Annotated in this window: 16 protein-coding genes; 5 read left to right on the forward strand and 11 right to left on the reverse strand. The window is 55.7% G+C overall.

Going from position 1 to position 18,480, the window contains the following annotated elements:
* Positions 1-15: 15 nt before the first annotated feature.
* From addA to regB, 6 genes are all read right to left on the reverse strand, one after another.
* The gene (gene addA, locus BM152_RS10810; protein WP_066600995.1) at positions 16-3,423 is read right to left on the reverse strand and encodes a double-strand break repair helicase AddA; all 3,408 of its coding nucleotides are present in this window, start codon (positions 3,421-3,423) and stop codon (positions 16-18) included.
* Positions 3,420-6,401, reverse strand: a complete 2,982-nt coding sequence (gene addB / locus BM152_RS10815; protein WP_074914206.1) for a double-strand break repair protein AddB — start codon at positions 6,399-6,401, stop codon at positions 3,420-3,422. The genes addA and addB overlap by 4 nt, the downstream gene beginning before the upstream one ends.
* Positions 6,401-7,078: a nucleotidyltransferase family protein gene (locus BM152_RS10820; RefSeq protein WP_066601001.1), complete on the reverse strand. Its 678-nt coding sequence runs from the start codon at positions 7,076-7,078 to the stop codon at positions 6,401-6,403. Before BM152_RS10820 ends, addB begins: the two co-directional genes overlap by 1 nt.
* Positions 7,051-8,103: an aminoglycoside phosphotransferase family protein gene (locus BM152_RS10825; RefSeq protein ID WP_066601003.1), complete on the reverse strand. Its 1,053-nt coding sequence runs from the start codon at positions 8,101-8,103 to the stop codon at positions 7,051-7,053. Before BM152_RS10825 ends, BM152_RS10820 begins: the two co-directional genes overlap by 28 nt.
* Before the next feature lie 87 nt (positions 8,104-8,190).
* Complete coding sequence (locus BM152_RS10830) at positions 8,191-9,777, reverse strand: PAS-domain containing protein (RefSeq protein ID WP_066601006.1); 1,587 nt, start codon at positions 9,775-9,777, stop codon at positions 8,191-8,193.
* Between the two features lie 102 nt (positions 9,778-9,879).
* Entirely contained in the window at positions 9,880-11,274 is a 1,395-nt protein-coding gene (gene regB, locus BM152_RS10835; RefSeq protein ID WP_066601008.1) for a sensor histidine kinase RegB, read from the reverse strand.
* An 86-nt stretch (positions 11,275-11,360) separates the two neighbouring features.
* On the opposite strand from regB, the gene BM152_RS10840 reads away from it, so the two are divergent.
* Entirely contained in the window at positions 11,361-11,987 is a 627-nt protein-coding gene (locus BM152_RS10840; protein ID WP_066601009.1) for an SCO family protein, read from the forward strand.
* A gap of 76 nt (positions 11,988-12,063) precedes the next feature.
* The gene (locus BM152_RS10845; protein WP_066601012.1) at positions 12,064-12,618 is read left to right on the forward strand and encodes an ActR/PrrA/RegA family redox response regulator transcription factor; all 555 of its coding nucleotides are present in this window, start codon (positions 12,064-12,066) and stop codon (positions 12,616-12,618) included.
* Positions 12,619-12,636: 18 nt separating this feature from the next.
* Here the strand turns inward: BM152_RS10845 and BM152_RS10850 are convergent, their stop codons facing one another.
* Entirely contained in the window at positions 12,637-13,551 is a 915-nt protein-coding gene (locus BM152_RS10850; RefSeq protein ID WP_066601014.1) for a LysR family transcriptional regulator, read from the reverse strand.
* Between the two features lie 115 nt (positions 13,552-13,666).
* On the opposite strand from BM152_RS10850, the gene BM152_RS19635 reads away from it, so the two are divergent.
* The gene (locus BM152_RS19635) at positions 13,667-13,798 is read left to right on the forward strand and encodes a hypothetical protein (protein ID WP_269446551.1); all 132 of its coding nucleotides are present in this window, start codon (positions 13,667-13,669) and stop codon (positions 13,796-13,798) included.
* 80 nt (positions 13,799-13,878) lie between these two features.
* Here the strand turns inward: BM152_RS19635 and BM152_RS10855 are convergent, their stop codons facing one another.
* Positions 13,879-14,469: an HD domain-containing protein gene (locus BM152_RS10855; protein WP_066601016.1), complete on the reverse strand. Its 591-nt coding sequence runs from the start codon at positions 14,467-14,469 to the stop codon at positions 13,879-13,881.
* Positions 14,470-14,649: 180 nt separating this feature from the next.
* On the opposite strand from BM152_RS10855, the gene ahcY reads away from it, so the two are divergent.
* Together ahcY and BM152_RS10865 are read left to right on the forward strand one after the other, a co-directional pair.
* Positions 14,650-16,038 (forward strand): adenosylhomocysteinase, encoded by a 1,389-nt coding sequence (ahcY, locus tag BM152_RS10860; RefSeq protein ID WP_066601017.1) that lies wholly within the window; start codon positions 14,650-14,652, stop codon positions 16,036-16,038.
* 153 nt (positions 16,039-16,191) lie between these two features.
* Positions 16,192-16,533 carry a DUF2853 family protein gene (locus BM152_RS10865; RefSeq protein ID WP_066601019.1) on the forward strand — a complete coding sequence of 114 codons (342 nt, stop codon included), beginning with the start codon at positions 16,192-16,194 and terminating at the stop codon, positions 16,531-16,533.
* Between the two features lie 265 nt (positions 16,534-16,798).
* Here the strand turns inward: BM152_RS10865 and BM152_RS10870 are convergent, their stop codons facing one another.
* The 3 genes from BM152_RS10870 to BM152_RS10880 are packed head-to-tail and all read right to left on the reverse strand — an operon-like array spanning position 16,799 to position 18,465.
* Complete coding sequence (locus BM152_RS10870; RefSeq protein WP_066601021.1) at positions 16,799-17,221, reverse strand: EVE domain-containing protein; 423 nt, start codon at positions 17,219-17,221, stop codon at positions 16,799-16,801.
* A complete protein-coding gene (locus tag BM152_RS10875; RefSeq protein ID WP_066601023.1) occupies positions 17,218-17,493 on the reverse strand; it encodes a YciI family protein in 276 nt (91 codons plus the stop codon). Before BM152_RS10875 ends, BM152_RS10870 begins: the two co-directional genes overlap by 4 nt.
* Positions 17,494-17,496: 3 nt before the next feature.
* Positions 17,497-18,465, reverse strand: a complete 969-nt coding sequence (locus BM152_RS10880; protein WP_066601024.1) for an NAD(P)H-dependent glycerol-3-phosphate dehydrogenase — start codon at positions 18,463-18,465, stop codon at positions 17,497-17,499.
* Between the last annotated feature and the right edge of the window lie 15 nt (positions 18,466-18,480).

Below are 18,480 nucleotides of genomic sequence, written 5' to 3' on the forward strand. Positions count from 1 at the left end.
GTGCACTGTGTAGGGTCAAGATGTGGCGGCGCGACCCAGTGCCGCCATCACGATATTGAGAGGAACAGGGTAAAGCGTTGCGGTTTTCGTCCAGAGAAGCGCCACCTCAATATCGCGGTCCGGATAGATGCGCTGACAGGCTGCGGCATAGGCGCCAAGCTGACGCAGGAGACCTTCGGGAATATCTTCAACCCTCTCTGGAATAACGGTGTTGGATTTGTAATCCACGATCTGCACCTTGTCCGGCGTCACAATCAAACGGTCAATGATGCCGTGAATGGTTTGCCCGTTTAAAGTTGATGTATAGGGCACTTCCGAGAGTGAATTCGGGCCGAATACATCCCAGTCGTAAGTCTGGTTGATGACTCCCAAGGCCTCTTCGAGAAGGCTCGGCACCTCGCTATCCAGAGCGGCGTCCTCCCCGCTTGACAGAATAAACCGTGCGACCTCTTCGCGGCGGTTTTCAGCGACATCCGGCAGAAGTTCGATCAAACGGTGAAGCTGGCTTCCCCGCCGCATGGCAGCATCTTTATCAAGCGCGGCGTCCTCACCGGAAAGCGCCTTTGCCCCGCCAAGGTCCGAGGGGGAGATCCTGTTCGTGTCTTGGGCAACAACACCTGCCGGCGTGCGAGACCACTCTGGCATAACAGGATTTTGTGAGGCGGCATCTTTGCGGGTTTCCAGCGCATCAGGCCAAACGCCCCATGCGTATCGCTGCCCCGGAGCACCGGCTAGCTCAAGGGTCTCGGTCTCCAGTGTGTTCAACCCTGTCTTGATAAGATCATACCAAGTGCCCGCACTTTCCTTCCCCGCACCGGAGACAATCAACCATTTCTCCGCGCGGGTCATCGCCACATATAACAGGCGCCGGTCTTCCTCCAAATCAGCCATTTTGAGCCGGTTCAGGGTCTCTTTTGTCTGGTCGGATCGCTGACCTCCTGCACCTTTCCAGACGATTTGATCCGGTTCGGGAGAGACAAATTCATCTTTGGTTTCCCGCAGGGTTTTCAAAGTGTCAGGCAGGATCACGATCGGAGCTTCGAGCCCTTTTGATCCATGTGCCGTCATCACACGCACAAGGTTGGAATTTTCATCCAGAACACGCTTGAGCTGAATGGTTTGGGATTCCAGCCATGCGATAAACCCTGTCAGGCTGGGGGTTTCTGTAGTCTCATAGTTACGCGCCTGATGTAACAGCGCATCAAGCCCGTCTTCCGCCTCTTTGCCAAGGCGTGCGATGAATTTGCGCCGCCCGTCATGACGGATCAACACACGCTCGATCAGGTCATAAGGACGCAGAAAATCGGCGGTCTGGCGCAGGTCTTCGAGAACCTCGAAAGTTTCGGGCCATTCCTTGCGCCGTTCATAGAGCGCACGCCAAAGGGTGATGGTGGTGCGACCATGGGCGAGTTGATACAGATCGCGTTCCGACCAATTGAACAGCGGAGATTTCAAGGTTTCAGCCAGTGCCAGATCGTCGTCCTGCAGTGACAAAAACGCCAGAAGGGACCGCAGGTCTTTAACCGCCATCTCGTCATTGAGCGTCATGCGGTCGGCACCGGCAACGGGAATTCTGGCGGGGTGGGATTTGAGCTCTTTCAGAATAAGCCGGAACAAGGGGGAACGGCGCTGAACGAGGATCAGAATGTCGCCTGCCTCGATCTTCCGCCCCTTTCCGTTCTTGTCCGGAAGGGAGCCATGCTCAAGCTGTTCGGCCACAAAATTGGCGATCCGTTTGGCCAGTCGGGGATTGGGCTCTTCGGGATGGATCACGTCAAGCGGCTCTTCCCAGCGGCTTGCCTCTTTCTCCCGCTCTTCTTTTTCCTCTTTTGACAGGTCTTCCGGCGTCTCCAGAGACCACAGGTCAACGCGACCGGGGATGTCATCGAAAAAGGCGATATGTTCGGGAATGCCCCCGACCCCTTCCCCGCCGATTGCGGCAAAAACTGTGTCGGTTGCAGTCAGAATGGCCGGAGAAGAGCGGAAGGAATATTGCAAGGACAGGTCTTGCAGGGGTTGCCCGACCGCTTTCAAACGCTCTCCGAAATGCTCTTTCATTTGGTCAAAGGCTTCGGGAGCGGCGCCTTGGAACGAATAGATCGACTGTTTGTGATCGCCCACGACAAAGATCGTGCGGGTCACATCGGCACGTGCCCCCTCGCCCGCGGTAAACTCACCGGCCAGAAGCTGAACAACGCGCCACTGATCGGGGCTGGTATCTTGCGCTTCATCGACAAGGATGTGGTCAATCCCGCCATCCAGACGGTAAAGTACCCATTGAGACACGTTGGAGATCGACAAAAGATCACGCGCGCGGCGGATCATGTCGTCAAAATCCAACAGGCCTAGCTCGGCTTTGCGCTCCATATAGGGCGGCAGAAGTTCCTGAGCAAAGCGGTGCAGAGCGAGGGTCTTGCGCGCATCTTTGAGCCCGAAGAGATGAGGCCGCGCAGCTTCCACACGTTTCATGAAGGCTTCGAGATGATCGAACGCGCCCGGATGGGCATCTATGAGTTTGCGCGTCGGAAGGCTGGAGTGCTGCGCATAGAATTTGGATTGCAGAGGATTGGTTTTAGCCGTTTCTTTTGCCAACAGCTTGTCACACAGATTTTCCACAAGGGACAAATCAGGCTCTAATCCAGCCCAGTGACGGAAAAGAGCGGCGGTTTTCTGGTCAGAGGCGCTGGAGGCTTCCATCAATGTGGCGCATGCAAGAAGCATGTCTTTTTCGTCGCCCAGAAAGACATCTTTCAACAGTCTGGTTTCGTCATATCCGGCGGGAAGGTTGAACCATGACCATATGTCTTCCTTTTGGCGGGGCGGGAAAAACTGGTCGCGTTTGCTGACAATGCTGAGGGCCAAATCCGTCAGGTCGAGATCACTGACATAGAGCGCGACATCGTCGATCACATCACATTTCGGACCAAGGGCAATATCTTCGATAATTTCGGAGACCATCCGGCGGGACTGGCGATCATCCATTTCCTTGAATTGCGGCGAAACCCCCGCTTCCAGCGGAAAACGCCGCAGCAAGGCACTACAAAACGAGTGAATGGTCTGGATTTTCAATCCACCGGGCGTCTCGATTGCGCGGGCAAAGAGCGTGCGGGCGTGTCGCAATGTCTCGCTATCCAGAGATTTTTCCGGCGCGAGGGCTGTAAGCTCTTTGACCAGCTCCGGATCGGGCAGCATGGCCCAATCACCAAGCCGTTTGAACAAACGGTTCTGCATCTCTGCGGCGGCAGCCTTTGTATAGGTCAGACACAGAATATGCTGCGGGGGCGTTCCATCCAGCAAAAGACGGGCTACACGGTCCGTCAAAACCTTGGTTTTGCCCGAACCGGCGTTGGCGGACACCCATGTGGACATATCCGGACGCGCGGCCATGATCTGACGACGGGTTGCTTCGTTCATCGTGGTCATTCCAAATCCTCCGGCACGGGCGTGTCGGCGTCGGACCATTCCCCGTATCTCGACAGATGTTCGAAATTGGTCTCATAGCGAACGGTTTTCATCATGCGACGTGCCGTATAGCCAAGCGCAGGGTCGTCATAGGACCGTATCAACTGCACCAGTTTCTTTTTCACTTCGGCCACATCGCCCGGATCAAGCGGCAACACCGTTTCCGTCAGCTTGTTGTCCAAGCCAAGGTAAGCCACTTCAGACACTTTCCCTATCGGAACCGTTTCAAATCCGCCTTCTTCCATCATCGCCGCTTCGAGGTGAAGCTGGACGTTGAAGATCTTGGTTTGCTTTTCTGTCGGAGGCGTGCCGGATTTGTAATCGTAAATGACGAAACTGTCGTCTTCCTTACGATCAATGCGGTCGGCCTTGCAGGTCAGGGAAAAGTCGACTTCATGCAGATGCATTGCACCCTTTGCTTCGATCCCGACCGGCGTGCCGAGGGCAAACCTTTCCCGCTCCCGTTTGACAAGTCTGGCCGCGATCCGCCGCACACGACCAAGCCAGACCCGACGTGCGGACGGCCAGGAAACCTCGTGTTCCAGAACCTCTTCGGCCACATTCAGGAACCGCGCCAAAGCGGCTTCATAGTCTTCCTCGGCGGTTTGCGACAGATAGGTCTCCATAATCGCATGGAGTGCCGTCCCTCTTTCGCGCACGTCCGGTTCGCGGCTGAGTGGGTCCAGTTTGTTCAAACGCAACACGCGGCTCGCATAGATTTCATAGGGGTCGCGGATCAGGTTTTCGATGCGCGTGACGGAAAGCTGACGAGGCCGTGCAGCGACCGGAGGTCTCGGGCTGGGGCGATGCGCGGAGGGCAAGGTGAAATCGGGTCGATCCAGATGTTCCGCAAGGGTGATCCATTCGGCACCACGGTGTCGCATGGCCTCCAACCCTTGCCGTCCTTCATCCGACATGCCGGACATCAGGTTGGTCAGGCGGATAAGCCAGCGCGAAGCAACCGTTTCCGCCTCGGCATCACGTTTGGCACGGGCGAGAACCACCTCGGGGGCGGCAATGGCCTGTTGGAAATCATGTGCGGAAAGGCCGATGTTCTGTTCGGGCGACAAAAGACCGGCCTTGCGTCTCATATCACGGTTGAACCACGGGTCTTGCCCGACCGATTGCGGCCAGATGCCTTCGTTCAGACCGCCCAGAATGACCAGATCAGCCCCAAGCGCACGGGCTTCAAGCGTGCCCCAGATCATGACCTGAGGATGTTTCGGAGAGGGGTCACGCACAATCCCGCGTCCGAGAATGGCGCGGAACAAATCGCCAAACTCCAAGGAACTCATAGACCCGCCATAGTCCGCCTCGCGGTATAGCTCCTCTACGACACGTCGGGCTTCACGTCCGGTATGTTGGGCCCAAAGCTCGCTGTCGTCACCGGCATCCGGCCCTTTGACAAGTCTCGAACTCAGCGCAACAAGCCGATCCAGATGGGTTTTCAGGGAACCGTCCGATGTCTGTTGGAACTGTTCGGATATATCGGCTACCCAGTGCGCCCATGACAGGCGAGCCTCTTTGTCATCCTTGCTTTCGCCGGATTTAATCGCCCAATGCACAAGGTCGTCTTGTGATGGAAAGGCAATCCCTTTGCGGCGCAGATGGACCTCTAGCTCGCGGGTCCACAAAAGATGATAGCCGCGGTCATCCTCTCCCGAAGTCTTGTCATGCCCTCCCCGCGCACATAGCGGATGTTTCAACAACACGAGCAGATCTTCGGAAGACAGGATGCGGCCAATGAGGCCGACAACATGGCGTAGAAGCCGTCCCGGAGGTGTTTGGCTCAACGGAATACCGGCGCTGTCGTCGGGCACGATATTCCAGCGGCTCAAAAGTGCGGTGACCCGTCTGGCGAGATCACGGTCGGGCGTGACGAGAGCCGTCTTTTTTCCTTCATGCACGGCATGTCTGAGAACGAGGGCAATCGCATTGGATTCCAGCCGCGTGTCCGGTGCCTCAATCAGGGTTAGTTGCTCAGTCGCGGGTTTGATCTGTTCGAATGTGGGCCCCTCTTTCATCCATTGGTCGGTAATGGGCGCGGGGCGCAGGGCAAGCGATACAAGCCGATTGCGCGCTATGTTTTCCTCGGTTTCCGTGTCCCACCTCTGGATTTGAGTGGGGTCTATGCCGATGTTTTGTGCCAGACGCGCCATGCGCTCTTGCGGATGTTCGACGGAAATACGGTCTTCGCTACGAATTTGTGTCCAGACATCGGCTGACATATGGAAATCCACGCCGGGCAGGATGACGGCTCCCATCGGCTGTTTGGCGACGAGCGTCATGAAACGTGCCGTTGTGCCGCGCGACCCTGTTGAGCCTACGACCAAAACCGGATGCTCCGGCGGCGCGCTTTCCCATTTGCGTTCGAGACGATCAATAACCAAACGCATCCGCGCTTCGAGACTCAGGTCCGATGTCGAGTCCTCGGTAAACAAACCGAAGAGGATGGAGAGAAATTGCAGAGACTTTTGCCAGTGTCCGGAGGCATCGGGCACTTTCAGGTTTTGAATGTCTTGCGGCGTGACACCTTCGTCCTGCATTTCTGCCATCAGCAGCGCCAGACTGTCCGAAAGATCGAAAACAGAGGATCGCGTGGCAAATTGAGGTTCTTGCTTCAGAAAATGCGAAACAAGCTGCGCAAGTTCCAATCGGCGTCGCAGGCCGCTGATCGGAACGGGCAGGTCCATGAAGTCATGATCCATTCCGAGATCAGACAAAAGACGGAATTTCGGCAGGAATTGGGTCGATCCATCTTCGAACGACGCCATGAGTTCCTTTTTCATGCGCGAGGTGTTCACATAGATTTCCGTGCGCGCAACCATTTCGGGTGACATGGACGCCAGCCGTTTTAAAAGTCCGCGTTTGACCGCTGACGGGTAATGGGCGCCGCAGGGAACGCCGAAGAGTGTAGGGCTTCCGTCTGACGAGAACATTACTGATCCTCCAACATATCTTCGGCGATTGCGATGCCCTCCGGATGACCGACGTCGCACCAATGTCCGCTGTATTCAACACCATAGATACGTCCGCGCTCGAACAAATTTTCCCAGACGCGGTTGAGTGAAAAATGCGTCTCTTCGATCTCTGAGACCGGCGCGGTTTTGAGGATTTGCGCCCCGGTGTAAATGTAGGATGTTCCTCGGCGTAGACGTCCGTCTGTCTCCAGATCAAAATCACCAGAGCCGAGGTGGGCATGTGCGCGGGGCTTTGCGACAACCAATAAGAGCGCATCCATTTTGTCGGCGTCCCATGCGGCGGAAAGAACATCTGCGGCACGAGGCCCTTTCCAAACAGCGTCGGTATTCATCGTGAAAACTGCATTGCTTTTGAAATACGGCAAAGCGTTCTTCAGCCCTCCACCGGTTTCCAGCAAGGTTTGCTCGAAAACAGTCTTCAATCCGGCTGATGTAAGGTGATCACGGAGCATATCAGGCAGATAGTGGAGATTGGCGACACGATGGGGAATACCGTCCAGCTGATCAAGGGCGTGATCCACCAGAGGGCGGCCTGCGACTTTGATCATTGGTTTCGGTTGGTGTTCCGTGAGTGCTTTCATCCGTGTGCCGCGTCCGGCACAGAAGATCATTGCAGAGTCGGGATTGTGCCGCATTTTTCTTTGAGCGCCTTGAGTGCAAGTGTGTCGGGTTCAGGAAAGTTTTTGCGAATAAGTTTTGCGACCTGTCGGAGATCGGGGTGATCGAGATCGCGTTGGAGGTATCTCCAGACGCGCGGGATCAGGTCGACATAATGCGGACGAGCGAAGTGCAGCGACATTCTTCCGAAAATCATCAAGATACGCAGATTGCGTTGAACGGAACAGATGGCGGCTTCGCGTGCGAACTCTGCCGGATCAAGCGACAGCCCTTCACAAAACCGGTTCATGCAGCGGGTTCCGATGTCTTCGGAGACATCGCGGCGGGCGTCTGTTGTCAGGGAGATCAGGTCATAGGCCGCCGGTCCAAGCATGGCGTCTTGGAAATCCAACAGACCGACGCGGGCGGCTCCATTACGTTCGGGCAACCACAAGAGGTTCTGCGCGTGGTAGTCACGCAGGACCGTGACGCGGCCGGGGAGGAGATTGTCGATCAATGGCCGGAGCGCGCAACTCAATTCGTCGCGTTCAGATGACATGTCGTGGTTAAGAATAGGTTCGGCATACCAACGATAACTGGATGTCGCGAGATCCGTCATGAGCGGAACATAGTCGTCCAGCCCTTGCATTGGTTCTGCGCGATGCAATTCGATCAGAACATCTACAGCGGCATCATACAGTTCGGGTTCGCTTTCGGGATGTTGCAAGCACACCTGATCATAAAGCGTGAGGCCGAAATCTTCGAGAATCAGAAAGCCCTGTGTTTCATCCGCCGCGTAGATTTCTGGCGCGGAAAGGCCCGATTTACGTAGATATGCGGCGACTTTCAGGAAAGGTCGAACATCTTCGCCTGCGTCCGGCGGTGCATCCATCAGGATTGCGGTGCGCCCGGTGTAGTCGGTGAGCCTATGGTAGCGCCTTCTCGAAGCATCTCCTGCCAAAGCTGTGGACAGAGCACCAGACCAAGGGCTTTGGGCCAGAAAATCATCAAGTTTTTGAGCACGCTCACTTGTTGTCTCTCGCGTGGGAGTTTTGGTGTTCACAGGGTTGGGCCTTTTGCGTCCGATAGATACCGTCCGACTTTAGCCCCCTTCGCACCGGACACAAGGGCAAGACACAGCTGTGTGCCGTCACATTTTGATAAATCGCGTGTCGTGGGTTTGCGTTTTCAACGCGGGTCTTAGTGCGTTCGAGCGTTCCTCCGGAGAGAACCCGACAAGTGTCTGGCCCGAAGGAAGCGGGGTGAAACGACAGTTCAAGCGGCGACCATCCCACAAGCGGGTCTGGCCATACCATTCAGCCCTTTCCCCTGTGCGGCTGACAAATTTACGGAAATCGCTCCAGATCGGGGTCGGCGCACATTTTGTGTGCCAGACACGGGTGGCATCCGAAATGCTTGTTTCGGCAAGCCCTTCCAATTGATCAAGGCGCCAGAGCTGTGTGTAGGCGGCATTTGCCATCACCAATGTGCCATCGCTGGAAAAGACGGCAATCGCTTCGGACAGGCTGTCGAGAACCGCCTGCCCCGTTTCGATTTCGGAGCGGAAGCGTCGGGTGAGTGACATTTCTGCGGAAATATCCTCGAACAGGAAAGCGATTGCGCCGTCGGGATGCGGGCGGCCCGAGATCCGATAGGTCATGCCGCCAGGCAGAGTCCAAACCTCTTCATAAGTGCCATCTTCGGCTGCCGTTTCCAATTCCGCCATTTCTTGCCGCCATGACTTGTAGTCTTTGGGTTCCGGCATCATCTGGCTGTCGCGGAGGCGGTCCAGAAACGAGATCAGCGTCGGGCGGGTGATCAGGAATTCGGCGGGAAGCGAGGTTAGGTCGGTTAAAGCCGGGTTGAAAAGCGCAAGCTGACGGTTGCGGTCGAAAACGGCGAGACCGATGGTCAGGTGCGAGAATGTTTTTGTCAAAGTCTGGGTAAATTCGCGCAGCGTTTCCTCGGCTTTGACGGTGCGATCAACATTGCTGCCGGTATAGAGAAAGCTGTCACCAAGCTTGAAGCGATAGACATCATACCAATGCGTGTTTCCACTCTCGTCTTTCAGGCTGAGACGCCGGTTTTCATTCGGTTCGGCCTTTGACAGTAGTTGTGTGTCAAAAAGCGACGCGGGTGGCCAGCTTGGTGTATCTTCCTCCGAGAGACGATCTGCCAACGCGATATATGCACTGTTTGCCCAACTGATCGTTCCATCTTCAAGCTCACGCCACACCAGAAACGGAACATGTTCCGTTGTCGCGCGTAGTGTCTCCAACTCATCCTCCATGGCGGCAATCGAGTGACGGTCGAGATTGAGCGGGATGTGGTCGGATTCCTGATCGAACAGGGAAATACGCGCCAGACCATTGCGCCACTCACAGTTTAAAACGGAGCTACCATCTCTGGATTCAATGTCGATTTTTCCCCGCTCCGCCAGATCAGAGATATCATTCTGAAGCGTCGGGAATTTCGTGATCAGAACAGAGAGTAAACGCGACCAGTCAGAGCCCACATCCACAGCCGCCGACAGAATGCTCTGCGCCGCCGAGGTCGCATTGACGAGGGTTTCGTCATCAAACAGGAAGACGATGTCGGTATCTTGACTCTCCAGCGCGAGAGTGGTTTGCTTTTCTTTGCGACCGGCAAGCCATGCGAGGCTGTATAGGACAAGAAAAGCAACGGCGAGGCTCCCGACAAGCAGGGCCGCAAAAGTGAACAGGAGGTCGAATGACATGTGATTCCCATCAAAGCTACGAGTTCGCGATGGGAAGACTTTCCGGCTTTTTAGTTAATGCTACGTTAATGTGGCAAGAAGCGACATTTTATCGCCACATTTTCACCTTTCAAACGGTGCGTTTTCGCCCAAGGCTTTATTCTCTTCACCCTCAGCCACGCTAATTCGGTCGCGCTGCCAGCTTAGCTCGACAATAGCACCGGAGCGACGCCCCGCATGGAGATGCTGGTCATGGCGGTCCGAACCGTTGGCAAAGGTGATCTCCGCACCGGTGCGCTCCAAAAGCGTTTTCGCAATGAACAGGCCAAGCCCCATCCCGTTGTAGCCGGGTCTCTTTTCGGCCTCCCGCTCGGAACGCCGGTGGCGCATGAACGGATCACCGATCCGACCGATCACCGAGGCGGGAAAACCGGCACCGTCATCAATGATGCGCAATGTAATACGGCGGGCGCTCCAAGAAATATCGATCCAGACCGTCGTTTCGCTAAAATCCACAGCGTTCTGGATGAGGTTGCGCAAGCCGTGGATGATTTCGGGCCTACGGTAAACATAAGGCTGGTCCGAGCCGTCTTCGGACCCCAAGACCTCGATACTGACGGATTTGCCCCGTCCGGTATGCGGCTCGGCAGCTTCGTCAATGACGGCTTGCAGAGGGGCAAAACGCATGTGCAGATCGTCTTTCCCCGCCTGCCCCATCGAATGAAGAATGTCCCGACAGCGGTCCGCCTGATCGTGGATCAGTTGCGCATCTTCGCAAAGAACCTCCTGATCCTTGAGTTCGTCGACCAGCTCTCCGGCCACCAGCTTGATCGTGGCCAGAGGTGTGCCAAGCTCATGGGCGGCGGCTGCGACGACCCCGCCGATGTCGGTGAGTTTCTGCTCGCGCGTCAAAGCCATCTGTGTTGCCAGAAGGGCTTGGGACATGGTGTGGATTTCGGAGGTGACCTTCCATGAAAACACGCCGAGAAAGATGATCCCGATGACAATTGCGGCCCAGTTTCCGAAGAGGAAAATGTCCGGAATGATGAGTTCGGCCCCGTCGTTCAGATGCAAAGGCACATGATAGAGGGCCAGAATGGTGACGAAGGCGATGGCGACAGAACCGGTCAGGATCGAGGATTTCGGGCGCAGAGCCGAGGCGGAAATCGACACGGGTGCTAGGATAAGAACGGAAAACGGGTTGGTCAGGCCGCCCGAAAAATACAAAAGGCAGGTCAACTGGGTGATATCGAAGAGCAACATCAAGGTTGCTCCGCGTTCACTCAAACGTGTGTTTTCGGGGTAAATGAAACTGGCCACGATGTTGAGAATGACCGAGGCGCCGATGATGACCGCGAATGCACCGATTTCCAGATGCAGTTTGAAGAGGAGAATTGCGACCATGATGCTGGCGATCTGGCCCAAAATGGCAATCCATCGCAGGGCAACCAATGTGCGCAATCTGACCCAGTCGGATCGGCGTTCGACGGTCACAAGGTCGTCTCTGTTCTCTATCATGGGCGTAATCGACCTTCTGCGGCATTAAGCCCCTTGATAGTCACTGCTTTTGACGCAATCAATGCGAAGCGATCAGGAGAATAGATATGTCCGTAAAAACCATAGCCATTTCGGCAGGTGTTGTGCTTGTTGCAGTGATTGGCGCAGGTGCATGGTATGCAACGCAATCCACAGGTGATGATGCCTTTGCACAATGCCGCGCCGCCGCCGTAAGCGGTGGAACGGCCGCCATCGGTGGCCCTTTCGAGCTTGTGAATGAGGACGGGGTGACCGTCACGGATCAGGATGTTTTCACAAAACCGACCATCCTGTATTTCGGCTATACTTTCTGTCCGGACGTTTGCCCGCTCGACAACATGCGCAATGCGGATGCTTTGCGGCTTCTGGAAGAGCGCGGCTATGATGCGCAAACGGCCTTTATCTCCATTGATCCGGAGCGCGACACGCCCGAGGTGATGAAAGAGTTTACAAGTCTGTTTCATGAGGACATGATCGGACTGACCGGCACGCCGGAACAGGTGAAAGCCGCGTCTACCGCTTACAAGACCTATTACAAAAAGCAGGACGGTGATCCCGAATACTATCTCGTCGATCACTCGACATTCACCTATCTTGTGTTCCCCGAAATCGGGTTTGTGGACTTTTTCAAACGTGACGACACACCGGAACAGATGGCGGATCGGGTGGCATGTTTCATTGACGCCGCAGGGTAAAATTTGACCCGTCACCGACGGCGCTCTAAAACCCGACAAAACGTATAGGATAGATGCCGCTGGCAGGAGGGCTCAGATGAGCGTGGATGAAAAGATTGACTTAGGTGAGGACAAATCGCTTCTCCTCGTCGATGATGATGAGCCATTTCTGCGGCGTCTTGCACGGGCTATGGAAAAACGTGGCTTTGAGGTCGAGACCGCCGGTTCGGTTGCGGCAGGTAAAGCCATCGCCACCGCCCGCCCGCCCGCCTATGCCGTGGTGGATTTGCGGCTGGAGGATGGGAACGGCCTTGATGTGGTCGAAGTGCTGCGCGAGAAACGGCCGGACAGCCGCATCGTCGTGCTGACCGGCTATGGCGCCATCGCAACCGCCGTTGCTGCGGTCAAGATCGGCGCGACGGATTATCTGTCAAAACCGGCTGATGCCAATGACATCGTGAATGCGCTTGTGGCCGGGGGCAAGGAACTGCCGCCGCCGCCGGAAAACCCGATGTCGGCGGATCGGGTGCGTTGGGAACATATCCAGCGCGTCTACGAGCTTTGTGACCGCAATGTTTCTGAGACCGCCCGCCGGTTGAACATGCACCGCCGCACGTTGCAGCGTATTCTGGCAAAGCGTTCGCCGCGCTAAGGTCTGTTGCGCGGCAGCTTAAAGCGCGTCGCTTTCTTCGCTGATTTCGGTTTCGATTTCTTCGACGGTCGTCACATCCTCGGCATTGCGCAAAAGCCAGTTGCGCAATGTCTTGACCTGAGGTGAGAGCACACCGGGCAGGGTGACAATGTAATAACCAATGCCTTCAGGATCGCCCTCGTAGAGCACTTTCATACGTCCTGACGCGATATCATCTTCGACCAGCACCCGCGACTGGATCGACACGCCAAGACCCGAACGCACTGCAGAGAGCGTCAGCGCATTACTCGCCAGTTCTCTAAAGTCCTGCTGTTTGAAATCCATGCCAATGCGATTTCCCCACGCATATTGCTCTGACGAGAATTCGGAGAAAATCCAGTAGATCTCGTTCAAATCCCCCATCTCGTCGAGTGACTCGGCCTCCGTATAGTCGGGGCTGCACACGACCGCGAAGGGACTCATCAGAAGCGGCACGACATCCAGCCCCGGCCAGTCTCCGGCCCCGAAACGGATCGCAACGTCGATCCCTTCGGACCGCAGGTTGCTCAACCCCATATAGGGCTGAACTTGCAGGTAGATGTCCGGATGCTCGGTCCAAAACCCGCCCAGTTTCGGCATAAGCCAGACTTCGGCAAAGGTCGGTGTTGTGGAGATGATGACGGGCCGATGGGTGCGCTCGTCCGTGATCGCCCGCACACCGCTGATAATCATGCCGAAACCCTCCGTGAGAGACCCGGACAGCGCGTGCCCCGCCTGCGTCAACTCCATGCCACGCGCGGCGCGGGTAAAGAGTTTCTCGTCCAGATGGGTTTCAAGGCTTCTGATATGTTGCGAGATCGCCGCATGGGTGACGTTCAACGCCCGCGCCGCAGCCGAATAGCTGCCGAGACGCGCGGCAATTTCAAAGGCGCGCAACGAGGCGAGCGTGGGCATGTCTTTCCAATCCATAGGGACATGTTAGCTCAGCTTACATAGGAAAAGCCATATGAACTTCGTAGAATCGACAAGTGGTGCGAGAAGGGAGATAGAAATCGTATGAGGCGCTCCCATGTCCAAACTCAAATCCCTGTTCTCCGCTCCGTCGCGCTCGGCCACATCTTTGATGGAGCGCGAACAACGTCAGAGACGCGAAATGCGTTATGAGCTGAATTTTCAGCTGAACCGCCGCATCAGTCTCTGATTGACAACACTGTAAAAAGGCCCGCTTCGGCGGGTCTTTTTATGTCTATTGGGCTTGGTTCGAGACGCAAGAAACCCGACTTAAAGCGCCGCCATGAGCGCCGCGTGGCGTTCGGTAAAGGCGATGCGCGTTTCCATCGGCGGGCGCAGGCGGAGCTTCAGGTCTCCGATCAGTGCGGAATCCATTTTGCCGAAGAATTTATTGCTTTCTTCAACCGAAAACCCCGCAATTTGCGTTGCTTCCAACCACGCAGACACTTTATCCGCCTTTTTGATCCTTTTCTTGACCGTCGCAGGCAGTTTTGCAGGCAGTCCGAAACGGATATGGATGGCAGCGGTCAGCCGGTCGTCCAATTCACCATAGTCAGGACCAATAGCGGCTTTCACAGGCGAGATCATGTCCCCGATCACATATTCCGGCGCATCGTGCAGCAAGGCCGCGAGCTGCCATTTGACCGGCTCTTTGGGGTAAAGACGGCGATAGATTTCCTCGACCAGAATGGAATGTTCCGCCACGGAATAGGCATAGTCGCCGTGGGTCTGACCATTCCAGCGCGCGACAAAGGCCAGCCCGTGCGCAATGTCCTCGATTTCGATGTCCATGGGGGTCGGGTCCAGCAAATCGAGTCGCCGACCTGAAAGCATTCGTTGCCACGCGCGCGGTTGAGCCATGTTATCCTCTTTTCTTCCGCCGCTTTCGTATCCAAGCCTTCACGAGGTTTCCATAATTTTCCGCGGCTGCATGTGTTTTGCGAAATGCCTTAACCTGAAATCAATAGCTCTGCGTTGTAAGGATGAGGTCAAGCTGATAATCAGCGGCCAACTCAACCATGTTTATGCAGGAGCCAGACCATGGCCACCGATTATATCGTAAAAGACATCTCTCTCGCGGAGTTCGGGCGCAAAGAGCTTGATATTGCGGAAACTGAAATGCCGGGCCTGATGGCGCTTCGCAAGGAATACGGCGAGAGCAAACCGCTTAAAGGTTCGCGGATCGTTGGCAGTCTGCACATGACGATTCAGACAGCTGTTCTGATCGAGACGCTTGTGGAACTGGGTGCTGATGTGCGCTGGGCGTCCTGCAACATCTTCTCTACTCAGGATCACGCCGCCGCCGCGATTGCCGCCGCCGGCATTCCGGTATTTGCGATCAAGGGTCAAAGCCTTGAAGAACATTGGGATTATCTCGACAAATCCTTCCAGTTTGCCGAGGGGCCGAACCTGATCCTTGACGATGGCGGCGATGCGACGCTCTACATCCTGCTCGGCGCGCGTGCCGAAGACGGTGAGGACATTATTGCTGTGCCGACCTCCGAAGAGGAAGAGGTCATCAAGGCGCAGATCAAGAAACGCATGTCGGAAACGCCCGGCTGGTTCACCAAGATGCGCGCCCAGATCAAGGGTGTGTCCGAGGAAACGACCACCGGTGTGCACCGTCTCTATGATCTGGTGAAAAAGGATCAGCTTCCCTTCCCTGCGATCAACGTGAATGATTCCGTGACCAAGTCGAAATTCGACAACAAATACGGCTGTAAGGAATCTCTTGTGGACGGTATCCGCCGTGCAACGGATGTGATGATGGCTGGCAAGGTTGCGGTTGTGTGCGGTTATGGCGACGTCGGCAAAGGCTCCGCCGCCTCGCTTCGCGGTGCCGGTGCGCGTGTCAAAGTGACCGAAGCCGATCCGATCTGTGCGCTTCAGGCCGCTATGGACGGGTTTGAAGTGGTGCTTCTCGAAGATGTGGTAAGCGACGCCGATATCTTTATCACCACGACCGGCAACAAGGATGTCATCCGCATCGAGCATATGCGCGCGATGAAAGACATGGCTATCGTTGGCAATATCGGCCATTTTGACAATGAAATTCAGGTGGCTGCGCTCAAGAACCACAAATGGACGAATATCAAGGATCAGGTTGATATGATCGAAATGCCCTCGGGCAGCCGGATCATCCTCTTGTCCCAAGGGCGTCTGTTGAACCTTGGCAATGCGACCGGTCACCCGTCTTTCGTGATGTCCGCCTCCTTCACCAATCAGGTTCTGGCGCAAATGGAGCTTTGGACCAACGGCGATAATTACGAAAATGATGTCTACATCCTGCCCAAACATCTCGATGAGAAAGTGGCGCGGCTTCACCTTGAACGGATTGGGGTCAAACTCACCCAGCTTTCCAAGGAGCAAGCAGAGTATATCGGTGTAACAGTCGATGGGCCGTATAAACCGGAACACTACCGCTATTGATCCATGCGATTGAGAATGCCCCCTATCCCGCGTGAGGGGGCATTTTCTGTTAAATTTTCCCTTTGTATTGTCTCGTGATCCCACTAGGCTCTGTCCAAGCCTTTCGAGGCTTTGAGTTGAGCCTTGTAACCCTTTGAATGTTGGGAGAATAAAATGGGAAAACGTGACGAGCTTATCGCCAAATATGCCGAGGATCTGAAAACCAAATGCGGCATGGAGCCGGATATGGATCTTTTGACCAAGGTGACCATCGGCTGTGGCCCCGCGATCTACAATGACGATGCGTCCACTGTGGCATCGTCTCAGGAAAGCGAACTGGAAACGGTTAAAAACAACTTCCTCATCAAAAAACTTGGCCTTGCCGACGGTCCCGAACTGATGGATGCGATCAATTCCGCAATCGAGACCTATGGTAAATCCGAGCGCAACAAATACCGCGCTGTTTTCTACTATCTGCTGGTCAAGCACTTCGGCAAAGAAGCTGTTTATAGCTGATATTCCGGCCCGTGATGACAAAGCCGCCTCTCTCATCGGGGGCGGCTTTTGTGTGTCCGGTTGATGTGCGCGGGTTAAGCAGAAGTTTCCAATTCACTTTCAATGCGAATTACTTCTGATTTGTGCGGAATCACCCAATCCGCTAATGTGAGATCACGGACTAGGATGGCCCGGACCCAGATATTCGAACGCGTGTGGTGCTTGGGAGCACGTGGGGTGGTGGAGGGTCCCGGGGGGTCGGGACCCTCCTTTTATTTCCTTAAAATCAGGACGGATCGGTTTCGCCAAGTTCGCAAACGATCTTCCATTCCTCTTCGGTCACGGGCTGGACCGACAGGCGACTGTTGTTCACCAGAACCATATCCTTGAGGCGGTGATCTTCCTTACACATGGCAAGGGTCACAGGTTTGGTGAAAGGGCGCACGGCCTTGATGTCCACGCATTCCCAGCGGGGATCATTGGCCTTGCTGTCCGGATGCGCTTCGGCACAGACTTCGACGATCCCGACAATCTCGGTTTCCTTGCGGGAATGATAGAAGAACCCGCGGTCTCCGAGCTTCATGGCCCGCATGTTGTTGCGTGCCTGATAGTTGCGTACGCCGTCCCATTCCTCGCCAGCTTCGCCCTTGGCGACCTGCTGATCCCAGGACCACACTTCAGCTTCTGATTTGAAAAGCCAGTAATTCATCCGCCAATCACCCGATTCCAAGCCTCGATACGCACATCCGCAAAAAGTCCCGCCTTCGCATAGGGGTCATTTGCGGCCCATTCTTGCGCAGCGACTTTATCTTCCACCTCGATGATAACCAAAGACCCGTACATGTCACCCGCCTCGTTCAGCAACGCGCCGGCCTGCTCCACAACTCCGCAGGTTTTGAGGTAGTTGACATGGTCGGGACGGGTGTCGAGCCGGACTTGCAGGCTATCAGGCTTGTCGGTCGCAATGATCGCGAATTTCATAAGTTATTCCCTTTTCAATGGTCGAGAGAGCAAAAGCTCCACAGTTTCGGAAATGGACAGGTTTCCGTTCAGGATTTGGGTCACAGCGTTGGTAATCGGCATATCAACGCCAAGCGTCGCGGACAGATGCGCAACGGCTTTTGCTGTCGCGACACCTTCGACGGTCACGGAGGGATCGATGTCCGCCCCGCGTCCAAGTTTAAGCCCGTGCGAATAGTTGCGCGATTTTTCAGAGGTGCAGGTCAGTACAAGATCGCCAAAACCTGACAATCCGGCAAGGGTCATGGGATCAGCCCCTTGTTTGACGGCCAGACGTTGCATTTCCGCAAAACCTCGGGTCATCAGAGCCGCCCGCGCACTTTCACCAAATCCGGCACCGATGGCGAGGCCGCAGGCGATGGCAATGACATTCTTGAGCGCACCGCCAAACTCCACCCCCACGGGATCAAGGCTGGTATAGAGGCGAATGTTATCGGTGCTCAGCCGTGTCTGAAGCGCGACCGCAACGGCTTTGTCCCGCGTGGCAAGGGTGAGGGCTGTGGGCAGCCCGTCGGCAATATCCACCGCAAAAGACGGGCCGGACAGAATGGCGACGGTTGCATCGGGCACGGTGTCTTCCAACACGGCAATCGGCCCGCGTCCGGTTTTCAGGTCCACGCCCTTACAACAGGACACAAGTGTTTTCTGCTGGAATCGGGCCTTATTTTCCTCTGCGAAATGCGCGAGTTGCTGCATGGGGACAGTAAGCAACAGGATCGGCGCTGCAGTCGCCATCGCCAGATCGGAGGTAACGTCGAGCGGTTCGGGAAACGGCTTGCCGGGCAGGCGCAGGGCATTTTCACCTTGCTTTTGCATCGCGGTCGCGGCCTCGGCAGAGCGCGCCCAAAGCGTGACTTTGCGTCCGGATTGCGCCAGAGAAATCGCCAGAGCTGTCCCAAAAGCACCGGCACCAAGGACCGAAATCTCATTCACGACCTGTGTCTCCCC

Origin of the sequence: Celeribacter halophilus, assembly GCF_900114135.1 — a bacterium.
GTDB classification, from domain to species: Bacteria; Pseudomonadota; Alphaproteobacteria; order Rhodobacterales; family Rhodobacteraceae; genus Celeribacter; species Celeribacter halophilus.

Excerpts from the sequence above, each read along its gene's own strand:
- addA (WP_066600995.1), bottom strand. The coding sequence starts at position 3,423 with ATGACCACGATGAACGAAGCAACCCGTCGTCAGATCATGGCCGCGCGT.
- addB (WP_074914206.1), bottom strand. The coding sequence starts at position 6,401 with ATGTTCTCGTCAGACGGAAGCCCTACACTCTTCGGCGTTCCCTGCGGC.
- BM152_RS10820 (WP_066601001.1), bottom strand. The coding sequence starts at position 7,078 with ATGCGGCACAATCCCGACTCTGCAATGATCTTCTGTGCCGGACGCGGC.
- BM152_RS10830 (WP_066601006.1), bottom strand. The coding sequence starts at position 9,777 with ATGTCATTCGACCTCCTGTTCACTTTTGCGGCCCTGCTTGTCGGGAGC.
- regB (WP_066601008.1), bottom strand. The coding sequence starts at position 11,274 with ATGATAGAGAACAGAGACGACCTTGTGACCGTCGAACGCCGATCCGAC.
- BM152_RS10840 (WP_066601009.1), top strand. The coding sequence starts at position 11,361 with ATGTCCGTAAAAACCATAGCCATTTCGGCAGGTGTTGTGCTTGTTGCA.
- BM152_RS10845 (WP_066601012.1), top strand. The coding sequence starts at position 12,064 with ATGAGCGTGGATGAAAAGATTGACTTAGGTGAGGACAAATCGCTTCTC.
- BM152_RS10850 (WP_066601014.1), bottom strand. The coding sequence starts at position 13,551 with ATGCCCACGCTCGCCTCGTTGCGCGCCTTTGAAATTGCCGCGCGTCTC.
- BM152_RS19635 (WP_269446551.1), top strand. The coding sequence starts at position 13,667 with ATGTCCAAACTCAAATCCCTGTTCTCCGCTCCGTCGCGCTCGGCCACA.
- BM152_RS10855 (WP_066601016.1), bottom strand. The coding sequence starts at position 14,469 with ATGGCTCAACCGCGCGCGTGGCAACGAATGCTTTCAGGTCGGCGACTC.
- ahcY (WP_066601017.1), top strand. The coding sequence starts at position 14,650 with ATGGCCACCGATTATATCGTAAAAGACATCTCTCTCGCGGAGTTCGGG.
- BM152_RS10865 (WP_066601019.1), top strand. The coding sequence starts at position 16,192 with ATGGGAAAACGTGACGAGCTTATCGCCAAATATGCCGAGGATCTGAAA.
- BM152_RS10870 (WP_066601021.1), bottom strand. The coding sequence starts at position 17,221 with ATGAATTACTGGCTTTTCAAATCAGAAGCTGAAGTGTGGTCCTGGGAT.
- BM152_RS10875 (WP_066601023.1), bottom strand. The coding sequence starts at position 17,493 with ATGAAATTCGCGATCATTGCGACCGACAAGCCTGATAGCCTGCAAGTC.